General features: G+C 67.6%; 14 protein-coding genes. 13 read left to right on the top strand and 1 reads right to left on the bottom strand.

Going from position 1 to position 17,387, the window contains the following annotated elements:
• The 10 genes from Q8T13_06805 (at nt 1) to Q8T13_06760 (ending at nt 15,102) form a co-directional block, all read left to right on the top strand.
• Entirely contained in the window at nt 1-1,920 is a 1,920-nt protein-coding gene (locus tag Q8T13_06805; protein ID MDP3717458.1) for a peptidase M49, read from the top strand.
• Nucleotides 1,921-1,986: 66 nt separating this feature from the next.
• Nucleotides 1,987-4,023 carry a peptidylprolyl isomerase gene (locus Q8T13_06800; protein MDP3717457.1) on the top strand — a complete coding sequence of 679 codons (2,037 nt, stop codon included), beginning with the start codon at nt 1,987-1,989 and terminating at the stop codon, nt 4,021-4,023.
• On the top strand, nt 4,024-5,196 hold the full coding sequence (locus Q8T13_06795; GenBank protein ID MDP3717456.1) for a pyridoxal phosphate-dependent aminotransferase: 1,173 nt from the start codon (nt 4,024-4,026) through the stop codon (nt 5,194-5,196). It abuts the gene before it with no gap.
• Nucleotides 5,193-6,683, top strand: a complete 1,491-nt coding sequence (malQ, locus tag Q8T13_06790) for a 4-alpha-glucanotransferase (GenBank protein MDP3717455.1) — start codon at nt 5,193-5,195, stop codon at nt 6,681-6,683. Before Q8T13_06795 ends, malQ begins: the two co-directional genes overlap by 4 nt.
• 81 nt (nt 6,684-6,764) lie before the next feature.
• A complete protein-coding gene (locus Q8T13_06785; protein ID MDP3717454.1) occupies nt 6,765-8,369 on the top strand; it encodes a thioredoxin-like domain-containing protein in 1,605 nt (534 codons plus the stop codon).
• Between the two features lie 35 nt (nt 8,370-8,404).
• Entirely contained in the window at nt 8,405-9,661 is a 1,257-nt protein-coding gene (locus Q8T13_06780; GenBank protein MDP3717453.1) for an ectonucleotide pyrophosphatase/phosphodiesterase, read from the top strand.
• Nucleotides 9,661-10,968, top strand: coding sequence for an MFS transporter (locus tag Q8T13_06775; GenBank protein ID MDP3717452.1), 1,308 nt, complete (start codon nt 9,661-9,663; stop codon nt 10,966-10,968). Before Q8T13_06780 ends, Q8T13_06775 begins: the two co-directional genes overlap by 1 nt.
• Before the next feature lie 181 nt (nt 10,969-11,149).
• The gene (locus tag Q8T13_06770; protein ID MDP3717451.1) at nt 11,150-11,683 is read left to right on the top strand and encodes a hypothetical protein; all 534 of its coding nucleotides are present in this window, start codon (nt 11,150-11,152) and stop codon (nt 11,681-11,683) included.
• A gap of 66 nt (nt 11,684-11,749) precedes the next feature.
• Nucleotides 11,750-14,392, top strand: coding sequence for a TonB-dependent receptor (locus Q8T13_06765; protein MDP3717450.1), 2,643 nt, complete (start codon nt 11,750-11,752; stop codon nt 14,390-14,392).
• On the top strand, nt 14,392-15,102 hold the full coding sequence (locus Q8T13_06760) for a hypothetical protein (protein MDP3717449.1): 711 nt from the start codon (nt 14,392-14,394) through the stop codon (nt 15,100-15,102). Before Q8T13_06765 ends, Q8T13_06760 begins: the two co-directional genes overlap by 1 nt.
• Nucleotides 15,103-15,157: 55 nt before the next feature.
• On the opposite strand, the gene Q8T13_06755 is transcribed toward Q8T13_06760, so the two are convergent.
• Nucleotides 15,158-15,286, bottom strand: coding sequence for a hypothetical protein (locus Q8T13_06755; GenBank protein ID MDP3717448.1), 129 nt, complete (start codon nt 15,284-15,286; stop codon nt 15,158-15,160).
• A 97-nt stretch (nt 15,287-15,383) separates the two neighbouring features.
• Between Q8T13_06755 and Q8T13_06750 the strand changes: the two genes are divergently transcribed.
• From Q8T13_06750 to Q8T13_06740, 3 genes are all read left to right on the top strand, one after another.
• Entirely contained in the window at nt 15,384-15,662 is a 279-nt protein-coding gene (locus Q8T13_06750; protein MDP3717447.1) for a TetR family transcriptional regulator C-terminal domain-containing protein, read from the top strand.
• 177 nt (nt 15,663-15,839) lie between these two features.
• Nucleotides 15,840-16,451 carry a hypothetical protein gene (locus Q8T13_06745; GenBank protein MDP3717446.1) on the top strand — a complete coding sequence of 204 codons (612 nt, stop codon included), beginning with the start codon at nt 15,840-15,842 and terminating at the stop codon, nt 16,449-16,451.
• 28 nt (nt 16,452-16,479) lie between these two features.
• Nucleotides 16,480-17,385, top strand: coding sequence for a metallophosphoesterase (locus Q8T13_06740; GenBank protein MDP3717445.1), 906 nt, complete (start codon nt 16,480-16,482; stop codon nt 17,383-17,385).
• Nucleotides 17,386-17,387: the final 2 nt, after the last annotated feature.

Below are 17,387 nucleotides of genomic sequence, written 5' to 3'. Positions count from 1 at the left end.
ATGACTACTGAACGTCCGTATCTTCTCGAGCAGATTGACGAAGCGGCTGTCGTCCAGTTGTATGCGGATGGCTTTGACGAGCTGACGCTCAAGGAGAAGACGCTCGTCTGGCACCTCTACCAGGCGGCCATTGCCGGGCGCGACATCTATTACGATCAGCGTCACCGTCACAACCTGGGCATGCGTGCGCTGCTCGAAGGCGTGCTGACGCACGCCGACGGGGTGCCGGCCGACACGCTCGCCGAGCTGACCCGCTACACCAAGCTGTTCTGGCTCAACACCGGTCCATACAACAACCTGACCGCGCGCAAGTTCCTGTTGAATCTCGATCGCGCCCGCGTCAAGGAGGCGATGGAGATCGCCACCCGCAACGGCGCCGACTTCGGGCTGGCCGAAGGCGAGACCATCGGCGATCGCGTCGAGAAGTACGCGCGCATGTTCTTCGATCCCGACTACGAGCCCATGGTCACCAACAAGACCCCGGGCGAGGGCCAGGACATCCTGGTCGCGAGCGCCAACAACCTTTACGACGGCGTGACCATGGCCGACCTCGAAGGCTTTACCGAACAGCACCAGCTGAACTCGCGCGTGGCCATGCGCGACGGCGCGCTCGTCGAAGAGGTCTACAAGGTCGGCGGCCTCTACGACGCCGAGATTCGCCGCATTGTCGGCCACCTGCGCGACGCGCTGCCGTTTGCGCCGCTGGCACTGGGCAAGGCACTCGCCGCGCTGATCCGGTTCTACGAAACCGGTGCCGACGCCGAGCGCGAAGCGTTCGACATTGCCTGGGTGCAGAACCGCGACACCGCGGTTGACACCATGAACGGCTTCATCGAGGTCTACATGGACGCCCGCGGCATGAAGGGCGCGTGGGAGGGCCTCGTCTACTACGCCAACCACGAGCGCACCGAGAAGATCCGCGCGCTGGCGACCCACGCCCAGCGGTTCGAGGACCACTTGCCCGTCAATCCCCGGTACCGCAAGCCGAAGGTGCAGGGCGTCTCAGCCATGGCGATTGAAGTCGTGATCGAAATTGGCGACTCCGGGCCGATCACGCCCATTGGCGTCAACCTGCCGAACGACCAGCGCATCCGCGAAGAGCACGGCAGCAAGTCGGTGTCGCTGTCGAACGTCCTCGAGGCATACGAGAAGTCCATGCCCGACAGCTACCGCCACGAGTTTGCGTGGGACGATGCGGAGGTGGAGCGGGCGAAGCGGTGGGGTGCGTTTGCGAGCGAGTTGACGACCGAGATCCACGAGGTGCTCGGCCACGGCTCCGGCCGCATGGCCGATCACATCCAGCAGACGCCGCAGGACCTGCTGAAAGAGCAGTATTCGGCGCTCGAGGAGTCGCGCGCCGACCTGGTCGCGCTGTACTTCGTCGCCGACCCATACCTCGCGAAAATCGGGCTGGTGCCGGCCGACGAGCAGCAGGCGGTGGTGCAGACCGAGTACGAGGCGTATGCGCGCAACGCGCTCGTGCAGTTGCGCCGGGTCCGCGTCGGCGCGCAGCTCGAAGAGGACCACATGCGCAACCGCCAGGCGATTGTTCACTGGCTGCTCGCCAACACCAAGGCCATCGACGTGCGCCGGCGGGACGGTAAGACCTTTTTCGTCCTGAACGATTCCGACGCGTTCCGGTCGGGCGTGGCGCGGCTGCTGGCCGAAGTGCAGCGCATCAAGTCCGAAGGCGACTACGCCGCCGCTCGTGACCTGTTCGAAACCTACGGCGTGCATTTCGACCCGGATCTGAGGGACGAAGTGGTGGCCCGCGTGGATCACCTGAAATTGCCGTCGTACACTGGCTTCGTGATGCCGAAGCTCGCGCCCGTGACCGACGGCTCGGGCGCAATTATCGACGTGAAGATCTCGTATCCTTGCGATCTCACGGCGCAAATGCTCGAATATTCGAGGCTCTGATAACAGAAGGTCAAGAGGTCAGGAGTAAAGTTTCTCCTGAGCTCCTGGTCTCCTGTGGATAACCTGATGCAGAAATTCTTGATCCTCTTGATCTGTATCGCCACCCCGGCGAGCGCGCAGTCTCTGCAAGAGCGGATGCTGCAGGCCGAGGATGCGCGGCCCACCACCGAGGCGGGGCTCGCGCCGCTGATGGAGGGCCTGAAGGGCAACACCAGGCGCACGGCGATCCGCGCGATTGGACGCCTCGAGCGCCCGGTGATGATTCCGCTCGTCGCCCCCGCGCTGGCCGACGGCGTGGGCATTCGCGCCGAAGCCGCCAATGCCCTGGCGCAGATGGCGCGGACGCCCGCGGCCGTCATCGAGGTGCAGAAGCTGCTGATCGACCGCGCGGCCGTGGATGCCAACCTGAACACGTGGGAGCCCTGGGGCGAGATCGCGGCGGCGCTCGGACGCCTGCCATACGACACCGCCGAGCAGGTGGCGGCGGCCGAGGACGTCCTGATTACCGGCCTGCCGTCGCCTGACTCGTTGAACGACGTGGATTCTGCGGCGCTCATCGGATCCGCCCGCGGCTTCGAGTCGCTGGCCCGCACCGTGCGCGCGAAGAAGCTGCCGCCGCTTGGCCCGCGAACCTGGGACTTGCTGCGCTGGGCGGCCACGGCGCAACGGCCGCCGGCGGACCCGCGCTCGGTGCTCACCCGGCGGCTGGCGATGGCGGCGCTCGTCACCGGCAACGAGGCCACCGCGTCCGTGATTGAACGCGGCCTGCTGGATGTTGATGCCGAAGTGCGGCGGTTCGCGGCCGCCGCCGCGGCCACCGACGCGGCGATCAGCGACCGCGACGTGCTGCTCAAGCGCGCCATGGCCGACAGGGATCCTCGCGTGCGGCTCGAGGCCCTGCGCGGGTGGGGCCGGCAGCTGCAGAAGACCTCGTGCGCACCGGTGCGCGCGGCGGTGAAGGACGCCGACCCCCACGTGCGCCTGCAGGCGATCGATCAGCTCGGCGCCGGTTGCCCGGCCGCTGACGGGCCGTCGGACCTGGTGTCGATCGCCGGCGCGCTGTCCACGCGGCCGCGCACCTGGCACGCGCCCGCCCACGCGCTGGTGTCGCTGGCGCGCACGCAACCGGCGGAGGCGGCCAAGGCCTTGCCGGCCTTCGCGGCGCACGCGACCTGGCAGGTGCGGATGTACGCCGCTCGCGCCGCCGCGTGGCTGGCCGATGCCGCGACGCTGACTGCGCTGATGGGTGATCCCTCGGATAACGTGCGCGAGGCCGCGCTCACCGCGCTCGTCGAGTTGAAGCGCCCCGAGGCCGTGTCGGCCGCCATCGACTCGCTGTCGCGCGCCGACTACCAGCTGGTGCTGACCGCGGTCCGTGCGCTCGAAGACAAGACCCACGCCGCGAAGGCCACCACCGCGCTGGTCACGGCGCTCGGCCGGATCACCAAGGAACACAAGGACACCTCGCGCGATCCGCGCATGGCGATCCTGAACCGCCTGCAGGCGTACGGCGATGCATCGCAGGCCGTGCACCTGGAGGGCTACCTCAGGGACTTCGATCCAGCCGTGGCGGCAAAGGCCGCCGAGATGTTGACCGCGTGGACCGGCAAGCCCCGCACGGCCACGCCGCAGCCGCTGACCGGCCCGACGGTGACCATGGCGGCCGTCACTGCGTTGCGGGGCAAGTCCCTGCGCTTCCACATGGCCGGCCGCGGCTCTTTCGACGTCGCCCTCGAGGTTGACGCCGCGCCGTTGTCGGCGGCCCGGGTGGCCCGCCGCGCCGGTGAGGGTTATTACGACGGCCTCACGTTTCATCGCATTGCGCCGAACTTCGTCATCCAGGGCGGCAGCCCGGGTGCCAACGAGTACGCCGGCGAGCCGTTCTACATGCGCGACGAGGTGGGTCTGCACCTGCGTGGCACGGTGGGCATTTCGACGCGCGGCCGCGACACCGGCGACGCGCAGATCTTCGTCAACACCATCGACTCGCCGCGGCTCGATCACACCTACACCGTGTTCGGCAGCGTGATCGCCGGCATGAATGTGGTTGACGGCATTCTCGAAGGCGATGTCATTCAGCGGGTGGAGCTGGTTGCGCGCTGAATGACTTGGTCACGCCTCCCCGCGAGCCTTGAACCCAACGCCCTCTCGCGCGCGATCGACGCCAAGCGCCGTCGCGGCGTGCCCGTGGCAGACCTGACCGAGTCGAACCCGACCAGGGTCGGCCTGCACTACCCGCCGGCGCTGCTGGCGGGGATGTCCCACCCTCAGGGACTCGTCTACGAGCCGCAACCGCTCGGCCTGTGGACGGCGCGGGCCGCCGTCGCCGCGGATTTTCGCCGCCGCGGCATTGTCATCTCGGCGGATCGCGTGGCGATCACCGCGAGCACCAGCGAGGCATACGCGCTGCTGTTCAAGTTGTTCTGCGATGCCGGCGACGCCGTGCTGGTGCCGCGCCCGAGTTACCCGCTGTTCGAGCACCTCGCGCGCCTCGAGTCGGTGACCGCGATTCCCTACGACCTCGAGTATCACGGCGCCTGGCGCATCGATCTCGGCTCGGTGCGCCGCGCCGCGAGTCCCCGGGTGAAAGCCTTGCTGATTGTCTCGCCCAACAACCCGACCGGGTCGTTCCTGCACCGCGACGACCTCGCCGCGCTGTCGGAACTGGCGGCCGCGCACGACTGGCCGATCATCGGCGACGAAGTGTTCGCCGACTACCCCCTTGACCCGGCACCGGGGGCGACCCATGTAATGGCGGCGGGCGACGTGCTCAGCCTCAGCCTGGGCGGCCTGTCGAAGTCAGCGGGCCTGCCGCAGGTGAAGCTGGGATGGATCGGCTTCGGCGGTCCGGCGGCAAAGGTGGATGCGGCCATGGCGGCGTTCGAGATGGTCGCCGACACCTACCTGTCGGTATCGACCCCCGTCCAGGTGGCGGCGGCCTCGCTGATCGAGCACGGCGCTGGCGTGCGCGCGCAGCTCCTGGCCCGCGTCCGGCAGAACCTGGCCACCCTGCGGACGTTGTCGGCGGCGTACCCGTCGATCGACCTGCTGCCGGTTGAGGGCGGATGGTCCGCGGTGCTGCAGGTGCCGGCCGTCCGCGCCGAGGACGCGCTGGCGCTCGAGTTGCTCGACCGCGACGACGTGCTCGTGCACCCGGGCTACTTCTTCGATTTTCCCCGCGAGGCCTACCTGGTGCTCAGCCTGCTGCCGGCGGCGACGGTGTTCGAGTCGGCCGTCACCAAGGTCTTGCGTCGCGCCGCGGGGGCGTCGTCATGACGCGGCGTCAAAGCGGCATCAGCGTGCCGCTGTTCGCGCTGGCCTCGACCGAGAGCTGGGGCCTCGGCGAGTTTCACGACCTCCCGATGTTCGCGAAGTGGGCCGGCGAAGCGGGGCAGTCGGTGCTGCAGATCCTGCCGATCAACGAGATGCCGCCGGTCGAGCGGTCGCCGTACTCGGCGATGTCGGCGATGGCTCTCGACCCGATCTACATCTCGCTGCCGCAGGTGGTGGATTTTGCCGGGTTGGGCGGAGAGCTGGCGCTCGACGCCGCCGACCGCGCGGCGGTGGAGTCGCTGCGCAGTTCGGCACGCATTCGCTATTCCGAGATCCGCACGCTCAAGCAACGCTGGCTCCGGCATTCGTACGACCGGTTCCTCCGCCTCGAAGTGTCGCGCGGCACGCCCCGGGCCTCGCGGTTTGCCACGTTCGTCGCAGACGAGGCGTGGTGGCTCGACGAGTACGCCGTGTTCCGGGCCCTGCACGCGTTGCACGAAGAGCTGCCGTGGCACCTCTGGCCCGAACCGCTGGCGCGCGCCGAGGCCACGGCCGTTGGCGCCGCCCGACAGGCCCTGCGTTCGGAGATCGACTACCGGATGTACCTGCAGTGGCTCGCCGCCGAGCAGTGGGCCGAGGCCAAGCGGCTGGCCTGGCCGCTGCGCATTTTCGGCGACCTGCCGTTCATGAATTCGGCCGACAGCCCCGATGTGTGGGCGCGGCAACGCGAGTTTCGCTTCGACGCCACGATTGGTGTCCCCCCCGACGCCTTTAGTGAGACCGGCCAGGACTGGGGCCTGCCGCCCTGGCGCTGGGACGTGATGGCCGAGTCCGAGTTTGCGTGGATGCGGGCGCGGGCGCGGCGTTATGCCGCGCTCTACGACGGCTTCCGCATCGATCACCTGGTCGGCCTCTATCGCATGTACATCCGGCCGCTCGACCAGGCGGAGCCCGCGTTCTTCGAGCCGGGCGACGAGCCGACGCAAACGCACCTGGGCGAAACGATGATTGGCGTGCTCGGCTCCGGGTCGCCCACGCCGATGCTGATTGCCGAGGACCTTGGCGTCATCCCGCCGTTCGTGCGCGCGTCGATGGCGCGGTTGGACCTGCCCGGCCTGAAGGTGCTGCGGTGGGAAAAGCACTGGGATCGCCCGGGACACCCGGCGATTGATCCGAAAGGGTTTCCCGACTGCTCGGTCGCCACCACGGGCACCCACGATATTGAGCCGTTGGCGGCCACCGAGGACGGCCAGACCGACGAGCAGCGGACGGCGATTGTGCGCTCGCTGCTGTCGGCGGGCTCGCGGCTGACGTTGATCCCGCTGCAGGACGTGTTCGGGTGGACCGATCGCATCAACACACCGGCGGTGGTGGACGAGATTAACTGGACCTGGCGGGTGCCGTTGCCGGTGGACAAGTGGCTCGATGGTCCGGTCACGGTCGAGCCCGCCGATCGGCTCCGCGCGTGGACGCGCGATGCCGATCGCTAACCGATGACCACGGAGGACGCGAAGCACACGAAGAAATAGTTTGCTTCGTGTCCCTCGTGAACTTCGTGGTTGCATTAGACGATGAGCGAATCTGAAAGCCCGACTCCGCCCGTTCCCGACGGTCCGATTCCCGCGCCGAGCCTCGATGGCGCGGTCGCGTGGTTGAACGTCGCGTCGCCCATCACGATGGCGCAGTTGCGCGGCAAGGTCGTGGTGCTCGACTTCTGGACTTACGGCTGCGTCAACTGCATGCACATCCTGCGGGACCTCGAGACGCTCGAGCAGCGCTTTCCCGACGAGCTCGTGGTGGTGGGGGTCCACTCGCCGAAGTTCACCAACGAGAAGGACACTGAGAACCTGAAGCGCATCCTGGTGCGCTACGAGATCGAGCACCCGGTGGCGAACGATGCGGAGCACGCCATTTGGCGCCGCTACGGCGTGCAGGCGTGGCCGACGCGGGTGATCATCGACCCGGCCGGCAACGTGGTCGGCACCGCGATGGGCGAAGGCAACCTCGAAGGGTTCATCAGCGCCATTCGCACCGTGGTTCGGGTCTTCGACGAACAGGGACAGATCAACCGCGCGCCGCTCCCACTCGATCTGGAACGCGCCCGCCACGCTGACCGCCCGTTGCTGTATCCAGGCAAGGTGCTGGCGGATGAAGCATCGGGGCGCCTGTTCATTGCCGACTCGAATCACAACCGCATCGTGGTGGCCTCCATCAATGTAGCGTCCGGCTTCAGCCGGACCACTGCGCAATTGATCGAGACGATCGGCTCGGGCCTGCAGGGCGACAACGACGGCATCTTCACGCAAGCGCGGTTCTATCGGCCGCAAGGACTCGCGCTCGGTCCCGACCACGAGCTCTATGTTGCGGACACCGAGAACCACCAGGTTCGGGTCGTCGACTTCCAGGCGCGGGCCGTCCACACGCTGGCCGGCACCGGCAAGCAGGGCGCGTGGAGCGGCGAGGGCGGTGACGCCCTGCGGATCGACCTCAACTCGCCGTGGGACCTGGCGCTGAAGCCCGGCATCCTGATCGTCGCCATGGCCGGCCCGCACCAGATCTGGGTGGTCGATCTGCTGCACGGCCAGGCCTATCCCTATGCCGGCACCGGTGAAGAGGCGCGCAAGGACGGCCCGGTGAACACGGCCACCTTCGCGCAGCCATCGGGGCTCGCGCTCGACGGCAACACCCTGTACGTCGCCGATGCGGAAGCCAACGTAATCCGCGGACTGGACTTGCCGCCCGGCAACGCCGTGACGACGCTCGCCGGCGGCGATTTGTTCAAGTTCGGCGACGTTGATGGCCCCGGCGACTCGGCGCGATTACAACATCCGCTGGGGGTGGCCGTAGGCAACCCTGAAGGGTTGCCTCCACCAATGCGTGGCTGCGTGTTCATTGCCGACACCTACAACCACAAGATCAGGATGCTCGACCCGGCGACGCGGCAGGTGACCACGTTGGCCGGCACGGGCGCGGCGGGTCATGTCGATGGCGCGGCGAAGACCGCGCAGTTCTTCGAGCCGGGCGGGCTGTCGGTCGCGGGCAATACGCTGTACATCGCCGACACCAACAACCACGCCATCCGCACGATCGACCTCGCGACGAAGCAGGTGGGCACGCTGGCCATCGCCGGGCTGACGCCGCCGGCGATCTGGAGCTACCTTCGTCGCCCGGACTGACCCATTTCGATGCCCCTCGCATTACACTCTTTGCCGTGAAGGTCGGGAACCAGGCGAGACCGATGTGGCGTTCGGCGTTAGCCGCGTTCTTGTTGCTGCTGGCAGCGTGCCGCCCCGCGCCGCCGCCGGCCGGCGATCAGCCCATCGTCATCCTGATTTCCATCGACGGCTGGGGCTGGGACTACCTGGAGCGGTTCGCGCCGCCGACGCTGTCGAAGCTGGCGGCCGGCGGCGTGCGCGCCGAGGGCCTGATCCCGCAGTTTCCGTCGAAGACGTTCCCCAATCACTACACGATCGTCACCGGCCTGACGGTGGCTCACCACGGCATCGTGTCGAACAACATGCGCGACCCGGCCATTCCCGGCCGCTACGCGATGTCGAACCGCGAGGTGCTGGCCGATCCCCGCTGGTGGGGAGGCGACCCGATCTGGAATACCGCTGAGCGGCAGGGCAGGGTGGCAGCGCCGATGTTCTGGCCTGGATCCGAGGCGGCGATTGGCGGTCGCCACGCCACTTACTGGCGGCCGTTCGACGACGACCTGCCAAATAGCGCGCGGGTGGACCAGTTGCTCGAGTGGCTGAAGCTGCCCGAAGGCAAGCGGCCGTCATTTCTCACGCTGTATTTCAGCGACGTCGACAGCGCCGGGCACCGGTTTGGTCCCGATGCCGCGCAGACCCGCGAAGCAGCGCTCAGCGCCGACCGATCGGTTGGCGACCTGGTGGCCGGCGTCGCCGCCGCGGGTCTGGCCGGCCGCGTCCACTACGTGTTGGTGAGCGACCACGGCATGGCCGCGCTCAGCCGGGATCGGATGATCGTCGTGGACGACTACATCGATCCGGCCACCGCCGAGATCATCGACTGGGCGCCGGTGCTGGGGCTCTCGCCAAAGGACGGCGACGTCGAGAAGATGTACGCCGCGCTCAAGGGCAAGCATCCACACCTGCAGGTGTATCGCCGCGACGAGATCCCGGCCGTCTATGGTCTGGCCGGGCACCCGCGCGTCTCGCCCATCGTCGGCATTGCCGACGACGGCTGGTACATCACGTCGAGAACGGAAACGGCGCGCTGGGATCGGCACGAGCGCGATTCGCCAGGTGGCACGCATGGCTACGACGCGCGCGACAAGTCGATGCAGGGCCTGTTCATCGGCGCCGGACCGCGTTTTCGAAGCGGCGTGGTGGTCGCGCCGTTCGAGAGTATTCACCTCTACAACCTCATGTGCGCTTTGATAGGCATCGAACCCTCACCAAACGACGGCGACCCGGCCGTCATCAAGGACATGTTGCGATAATGGCGTCGACACCTCTACCGCAGAATCACCAGGCCGCCGATCGCATCACTCCTGCCGGCTGGCGCATCGTGCTGCTGGCCAGCCTGGGCGGCACGCTCGAGTTCTACGATTTCGTGATTTTTGGCGTGTTCGCCAGGGACATTGCCGCGACGATCTTTCCCAGCGCGTCGCCGATCGCGTCGTTGATGGCCTCGTTCGCGGCGTTTGCCGCCGGTTACCTCGCCCGCCCATTCGGCGGCATCATCCTGGCCCACTACGGCGACCGCTACGGGCGCCGCCAGGTGTTCCTGTGGTCGGTGTTCGTGATGTCGGCGGCGACCCTGGGCATGGGCCTGGTGCCGTCGTACGCCCAATGGGGTGTGGCCGCCAGTGCGTTGATGGTGGTGCTCAGGTTGCTGCAAGGTTTCTGCCTGGGCGGCGAATTGCCCGGGGCGCTGACCTACGTCGTGGAGACCGCGCCGCGCATTGCCCCGCTCGTCTGCGGCGTGGTGTTCTCGTGCGTCACCATGGGCGTGGCGGCGGCGACGGCGGTGAGCTTGTCGGTGCGGACGTGGCTCCCCGCCGAGCTCGTGCCTGTCTACGGCTGGCGCATCGCCTTCGTGATTGGCGGTCTCGGCGGTGTCCTCACCTACGTGCTGCGGCGTTCACTCGAAGAATCGCCGGAGTTCGAACGCATGCGCAGCCTGGCGTCGCGCCAGCCGTTTGGCGACCTGCTGCGCACCCACAAGACGCAGGTCCTGGTGGGGTGCGCGCTGCTGGCAGGCACGGCGTGCTTCAACGGCCTGTTCTTCTCGCACCTGCCGGCGTACCTCTCGGGCGTCCTGCAGTACGATCCGCGCCAGGCGGTTTTCTCGCAAACCGTGGGCGTGATCGCGTCAGCGGCCGGCATTCTGCTGGTCGGCTGGATCGGCGATCGCATCCCGCCGCGCTACCTGCTGCGCACCGGCGTGACGTTGCTGCTGGTGTTCTCGTATCCGTTCTACCTCGCGCTCGAGTCGCGGTCGGTGAACCTCACGCTGCTCCTCGTGCTCGCCGGGCTGGCCGCCGGCTTCACCAACGGCTCGTTCGCGGTGCTGCTGACCGACCTGTTCCCCACGCGCATCCGGTTTACCGGCGTGGCGCTGGTCTTCAACATCAGCTTCACCATCTTCAGCGGCACCGCGCCACTTGTGGCGACCACGCTGATTCGCGATACAGATCGGATGGCGTCGCCGGCGTTCCTGATGATGTTTGCCGCCGCGCTCGCGCTTGTCGGCAGCTGGTGGGTCGATCGCTACGGCGGCCACGTGTTGCAGGAGCGGACGTGACGATGCGCCGGACGGCCGCCGGGCCGGGGCCGGGTGCGGAATTATCCGGTTTTCCAGGCCGATTCGCTGCGGGATATTCCACGGTCTGGCCCGCTGACAGGGGCAGGACGAATGGCCGAGTTCTTGCTGTCTGCCGGGCGTGGCCGATTGCCGGGTCCAGGCTCTCAAGTACAATGCAGTGATGCTTGCCCGCGCCTTCACGTCGCCGCCGCGTCTCGAGCGATTCCGCTCGGTGACGCGGACGACGACCGTGCTGGCCGGCGCCGTGCTGGTCGCGTTCCATGGCTGGCTGTTTGCCTCGCAGGTGGTGACCGGTGCGCTGGTGGACCCGTGGCTGGTCTTCCGCTGGATGGTGGCGGCCGGCCTGGTCGCGGCGCTCGTGGCCATTCGCCGCGGCGGCCGATCGACCTGGAGCCGGCCCGGCATCGCGGTGTGGGTGTTGGCTGCCCTGCTGCACGGTCCCGCGGTTGCCGCCGACCTGGGTGCGGTCAACCCGATGGCGCTGCCCGAGACGGCCGCGACGTCGGTGTTGCAGCAGTTGCTTTCGGTGTCGGCCCTCGCCATCACCCTGTGGATGCTCGCCGGCCTGCTGGCCCGGCGCGATCGTCACGTCCGTCTCTATTCCGGGCCCGTTGCCGCGGCGTCGCTCGCCGGCATCTTCGGTGCGGCCTTCTCTCCGCAGTACTCCTCTCGCCCCCCTCCGCGACTGCGTTAAGCCGGTTCCTGCTTAACCCGTAGTTCGTTGTCTCTGAACTCGTGATCGAGTTCGCGGAGCTTTGCCATGCGTACGATTCGTCTGTTCATGCTGTTAGCGGCGCTGTTGGCCGCGTCCCCGGCTCTTGCCGCCACCATTCGCGGCACTGTTTCCGACTCCACCGGCGCCGCCGTGCCGGACGCGCGGGTCGTCCTGCGCCTCGTCTCCACCGGACAGGAGACCATCGCCGAGACCGACGGGGAAGGGCGGTATCGGTTCGATGCGCCGGCTCCTGGTACCTATTTGCTGGTCGTGACACGGAGCGGCTTTTCGGAGATCGCGCGCACTGTGATGGTCGGGACGCTCGAGGCCGACGTCGAGGTGCCGATGACGCTCGAGGTGGGCGTGCTGAGCGCCGAGGTCAGCGTGACGGCCAGCCTGTCGGAGCGGGAAGTGCGTCAGATTCCCCTGCACGTCGAGACCATTTCGGCGGCGGCCATCGAACAGGCGAACACCCTGTCGACGGGCGACGCGCTGACGACCGCCGTCAACATCACGCCGGTCGGCAGCGGCCCGTTTGGGGTCCGCCCGCGGCTGCGCGGCCTCGACTCGACGCGCCTGCTGGTGCTGGTGGACGGCGAACGCCTGAACACCGCCCGCCAGGCGACCGATCGCACGGGCGCCGAAGTCGGCCTGGTGTCGCCCGACTCGATCTCCCGGATGGAGATCGTCAACGGCGCCGGCACGCTGATGTATGGCTCCGACGCGCTGGCCGGCACGATCAACATCATCACCAACGAGCCGGTGTTCACGCCGACCAGGCAGCTGATCTACGGGTTCAACGGCTTCTACAGCTCGAATGAAAACGGCATGCGCGGGACCATGACGCTCGGCGGCACGACCCCGCGCTTCACCTTCCGCGTGCAGGCCGGCGCCGAGCAGTACGACAACTACCAGGCGGGCCGGTTCGACGTCGAAGACACGCGGCCGTTCTTCGCCGACGGCACACTGAACCGGGCCGACACCATCGACGACAACTTCGGCTTCAACTTCAACGCGTTTCCCGACCCGTTCAACGCGCCGTACGTGAGGACCGACAACGAGATCCTGAACTCGCAGGCCGACGGCAAATTCATCAACGCGTCGTCGCTCGTCAAGCTCGGTGACCGTCGCGCGCTGCGCGTTCGCTACCAGAGCCGCCGGATGGCCGACATCGGCTACCCCGACTTCGAGCAGCCGTACTTCTTCAACGACACGTCGCTGGCGCACAGCAACCTGGATCGCTTCTCGGCCCGCTACGAAGCCCAGGCGCTGACGCCGTGGCTCGCCAACCTGTCACTGACCGCGTATTACCAGCGCACCGAGCGTCTGCTGCGGACGACGCTGCCGGTGCAGTTCCCGGCGCCGACGGCGGTGCGGTTCTTCCCGATCAACGTGATGCGCCTCGACATCAAGTCGGACACCGAGCAGCGCGTCTGGACCCCTGGCGTCGATCTGCACGCCGTGTTCGTGCCGGCCACCAACCACCTGCTGACGGCCGGCGCCACGTTCTACCGGGACCGCAGCAGCGACCAGCGCACGACCGAGACCACCACCTCGCTGGTTGGCCAGGTGGTCATGGGGGCGAGGGGCCCGGCCGCGCTGCCGCTACTGTCGCCGGTGGCGCTCGGCCCCGCCTCGATCGCGCACCCCGTGCGCGTGCCTGACGCGAGCCTGCGCGACATCGCCATCTTCGCGCAGGATGAGTGGCGGGTGACGCCGTCGCTGTCGGTCGTCGCCGGCCTGCGCGGTGACTTCTACACCGTGGTCACCGAGGCGACGCCCGGCTACAGCGTCGTCAGCGTCATCGGCAACGCGACGCCGTCGATTGATCCGGCGACGCTGCCCGACCCGGCCGGCACCACCTACTCGCGCAAGGCCCTGACCGGCGACATCGGCATCGTCTCGAATCCCGACGGCGCCCTCAACCCGTTCGTTCGCCTCGGCCGCAGCTATCGCCACCCCAATCTCGAAGAGATGTTGTTTGCAGGTCCGGCGACGACCGGCAGCATTGTGCCGAACGTGCTGGTCAAACCCGAGACCGGCAACAACTTCGATGTCGGCGTGAAGTTCCGCGCCGGCAGCGTGTCGGGCGGCGCCTACTACTTCCTGAACCAGTACCAGAACTTCATCGCCCAGGACCTGGTCGTGGCGACCAACTCCTCCGGCGCGCTGGCGCAGGCCACCAACTACGGCGACGTGCGCGTGACCGGCGTCGAACTGTCCGCGGCGGCCCCGCTGGTGCTCCGGCCCGGCGTGTTGACGCTGACCGGCGCGGCGGCCTTGACCCGGGGGACGATCACCGACGGCGTCAACCCGCTCGACAACAGCTCGCTCGACGGCACGCCGTTCGACAACATCACGCCGGCCAAGCTGATCCTGAACGCGCGTTTCACCAGGGCGAGCGGGCTCTGGTGGGCGGAGTACGGCCTGCGCAGCCAGGCCGAAGTGACGCGGGTGGCCGAGACCCTGCTCGATTCGCCGTTCCTGATTGCGCAGGACCTGCTGTCGCTTGACGGCTTTGCCATCCAGCGCGCCGCATTCGGCGTCAACCTGGCGCGCGGTCGCGACCGCGTGAGCCTGGTGTTTGCGGTCGAGAACCTGACCGACACGTTCTACCGCGAGCAGTTCCAGTTCGCGCCGGCGCGCGGCCGCAGCTTCACGATCGGGCTCAACGTGGGGGCGTTCTAATGAACGCCTCGGCCTCGCTCGTTCACTACGTGCCGATCGTCACGACCATCCTGGCCGTGCCGTTCGCGCTCGAGATCTTCCGGCGCTATCGCGAGCACCCCGAACGTTTGCACCTGCTGTGGTGGGCGCTCGGAATCGCGACCTACGGCATCGGGACCTTCACCGAAGCGGCCACCACGCTGGTGGGCTGGAACGAACCGACCTTTCGGGCGTGGTACATCTCGGGGGCGCTGCTTGGCGGCGCCCCCCTCGCCCAGGGCACCGTCTACCTGCTGCTCGGCCGTCGAACCGCGCACCTGCTGACCGCGCTGCTGATTACCTACGTGATCGTGGCGTCGGTGTTCGTCCTGCTGTCGCCGATCGACTACGCGCAGGTCGAGGGGCACCGGCTCACCGGGCGGGTGTTCGAGTGGCAGTGGGTCCGTGGCTTCAGCCCCGTCGTCAACCTCTACGCGGTAGTGTTCCTGATCGGCGGCGCCATTCTCTCGGCCCTCCGTTACAGCGCCGATCCGGCGACCCGGCATCGTGTCTACGCCAACGTGCTGATCGCGACCGGCGCGATCCTGCCCGGCATCGGCGGCACGGCCACCCGCATGGGACACGTCGAGGTGCTGTATGTCACCGAACTCGCCGGGCTGTTGCTCACGTGGATGGGCTACCGCATGAGTGTGGGTCCCGCGCCGGTCGCCCAGGTGCGCCTGGCGACCTAGTGCTGCACCGTGTAAGTGACCAGCACGCAACCACCCTCGAGCTGGCGGCATTCCGTCACTCCCAGGTCTTGCGGCCCATCAGGATGGTGTCGGTTGAGGCCCACGACTTCGCCATCACCTGCTGCACGTTCTCGCTGAAGTGCTGCCAGTCGAGGGCCCGTCCGGGCCGGCGACAAATCCGCAAGGCCCATCCGTCGCCGCTGGCCGCCCTGCGGGCCTACGGCCGCTGCCTGTCCGGCCTTGCCACCTCTCCGCAGGCCCTGGCGCGCAACCTGTCGTAGTTGCAGATCGACCTCACCGATCCGGATCTGCGCCAGCACCTCGTGTCGCAGGCGCGGGCCTCGCGCCTGGAATTACAGGCACTGATCAGGGACGCGGTCGCGGCCGGCGAGCTGGTGCGCGGCACCAGCCCGACCCGGCTGGCGAGGACCGTCGAGGCCATTCTGGCCGGGTCGATGATGTCGTGGGCGTACCACGTGGAAGGCACCGCCGCCCAGAGGATGCGCGCCGACTTCGATGCCGTGCTGAAGCCGTACTTGAAGCCGAGCAAGAAGCGCTGAGGGGTGCCGAGCAGGCCGTGCCGACTGGGTAGCGAGCGCGCCAGATTAGGCAGCGGGTCGCCTATCCTGATGCAGGGGGCCGGTCGCGGCCCCGGCGCCCTGCGGTGCGGCTGGGGTTACAGCACCCGTAATGGTAGCCGGACGGCTGGCATAGCCCTTGTAGTCAAGGTGGCTGCCATGAGAATTCTGAGGAGCGCGGCGTTGGTCCTGTCGTGTGCCGTTCTTGTCGTCGGCTGCGAGCGCGAGGAACACGCGGGCTCGGCCGTGGCCGACGCAACCGACGGCCAGCCCGCCGTCAACGCGCAGGGCGCCGCGACGCTGCAGTTCCAGGAGCGGATCAAGGCGTACCTGGAGATCCACCACCAGGCCGAGGGCAAGGTGCCGAACCTGAAGCGCACCGACGATCCGCAAGAAATCTCGGACCGCGAGGCGTTGCTGGCCAAGGCCATCCAGACGCTTCGCGCTGGCGCCACGATCGGCGAGGTGTTCGCGCCGGAGTACCAGCCGTACTTCATCAAGATCGTTCAGGACGACTTCGCGAGGCGCCCGGCCGTCGACCGCAAGGCCATCATCAACGAGTTGCCGAAGCACATGAAGGTGGACGTCAACACCGTCTATCCGACGACGATCGCGCTTGCCACCTTTCCGGCGGGCCTGCTCCGCAAGCTGCCCAACCTGCCGCCCGAACTCGAGTACCGTCTCGTCGGCCGCAGCCTGATTCTCAGGGACGTCAAAGCCAACCTGATCGTCGATATCCTGCGCGATGTCGTGCCGACGATACCCAGCTGATGTGGAACGCGCGATGAACAACGACCGTGTGAGCAGATTTGCACCGGCGTTGGTGCTGCTGGTCGTGGCCACGGCGGTCGCGGCCACGATGGCCGAGCCACCCCAGCGGCCGACCCCCCAGATGTCGGCGGTGACCGAAACCCGGCCGCCCGGCGGCACGGATTCGGTGAAGTTTCTCGTGCTCGGCGACACCGGCACCGGCGACCGGGCGCAGTTCGAGGTGGCGGCGCAGGCCTGGAAGTCGCGCCAGGTGTTCCCGTACGAGTTCGCCATCATGCTCGGCGACAACCTCTACGGGTCAGAGCGGCCGCAAGACTACGCTAACAAGTTCGAACGGCCCTACCAGCCGCTGCTCGAGGCAAACGTCCAGTTCCACGCGTCGCTCGGCAACCACGACGATCCGAACCAGCGCTACTACAAGCCGTTCGGCATGGGCGGCCAGCGCTACTACACCTACCAGAAGAAGGACGTCCGGTTCTTCGCGCTCGACAGCAACTACATGGACCGCGACCAACAGGCGTGGCTCGAGCGCGCGCTGCGCGAGTCGAACGAGAAGTGGAAGATTGCCTACTTCCACCATCCCCTCTACTCGTCGGGCGGCCGTCACGGCTCCGAGGTTGACTTGCGCGAGATCATCGAGCCCCTGTTCATCAAGTACGGCGTGAATGTGGTCTTTGCGGGCCACGAGCATTTCTATGAGCGCTTGAAGCCGCAGAAGGGCATTCACTACTTCACCGCCGGGGGCTCCGCCAAGCTGCGTAGCGGCGACATTCGCATCGGCCCGCTCACGGCCAAGGGCTTTGACTCCGAGCAGAGCTACATGGTGGTCGAGATCGACGGCGAGGTCATGCGGTTCCAGGCCATTTCGCGACGCGGCAAGGTGGTCGACTCGGGCGAGATCACCCGCCAGGCCAAACCCGCTGGCAGCTCATGACG

Source organism: Acidobacteriota bacterium, assembly GCA_030697165.1.
Lineage (GTDB): Bacteria > Acidobacteriota > Vicinamibacteria > Vicinamibacterales > UBA2999 > 12-FULL-67-14b.
Note: the sequence above shows the minus strand (reverse complement) of the source record. Positions and strands in the feature narration are given on the sequence as shown.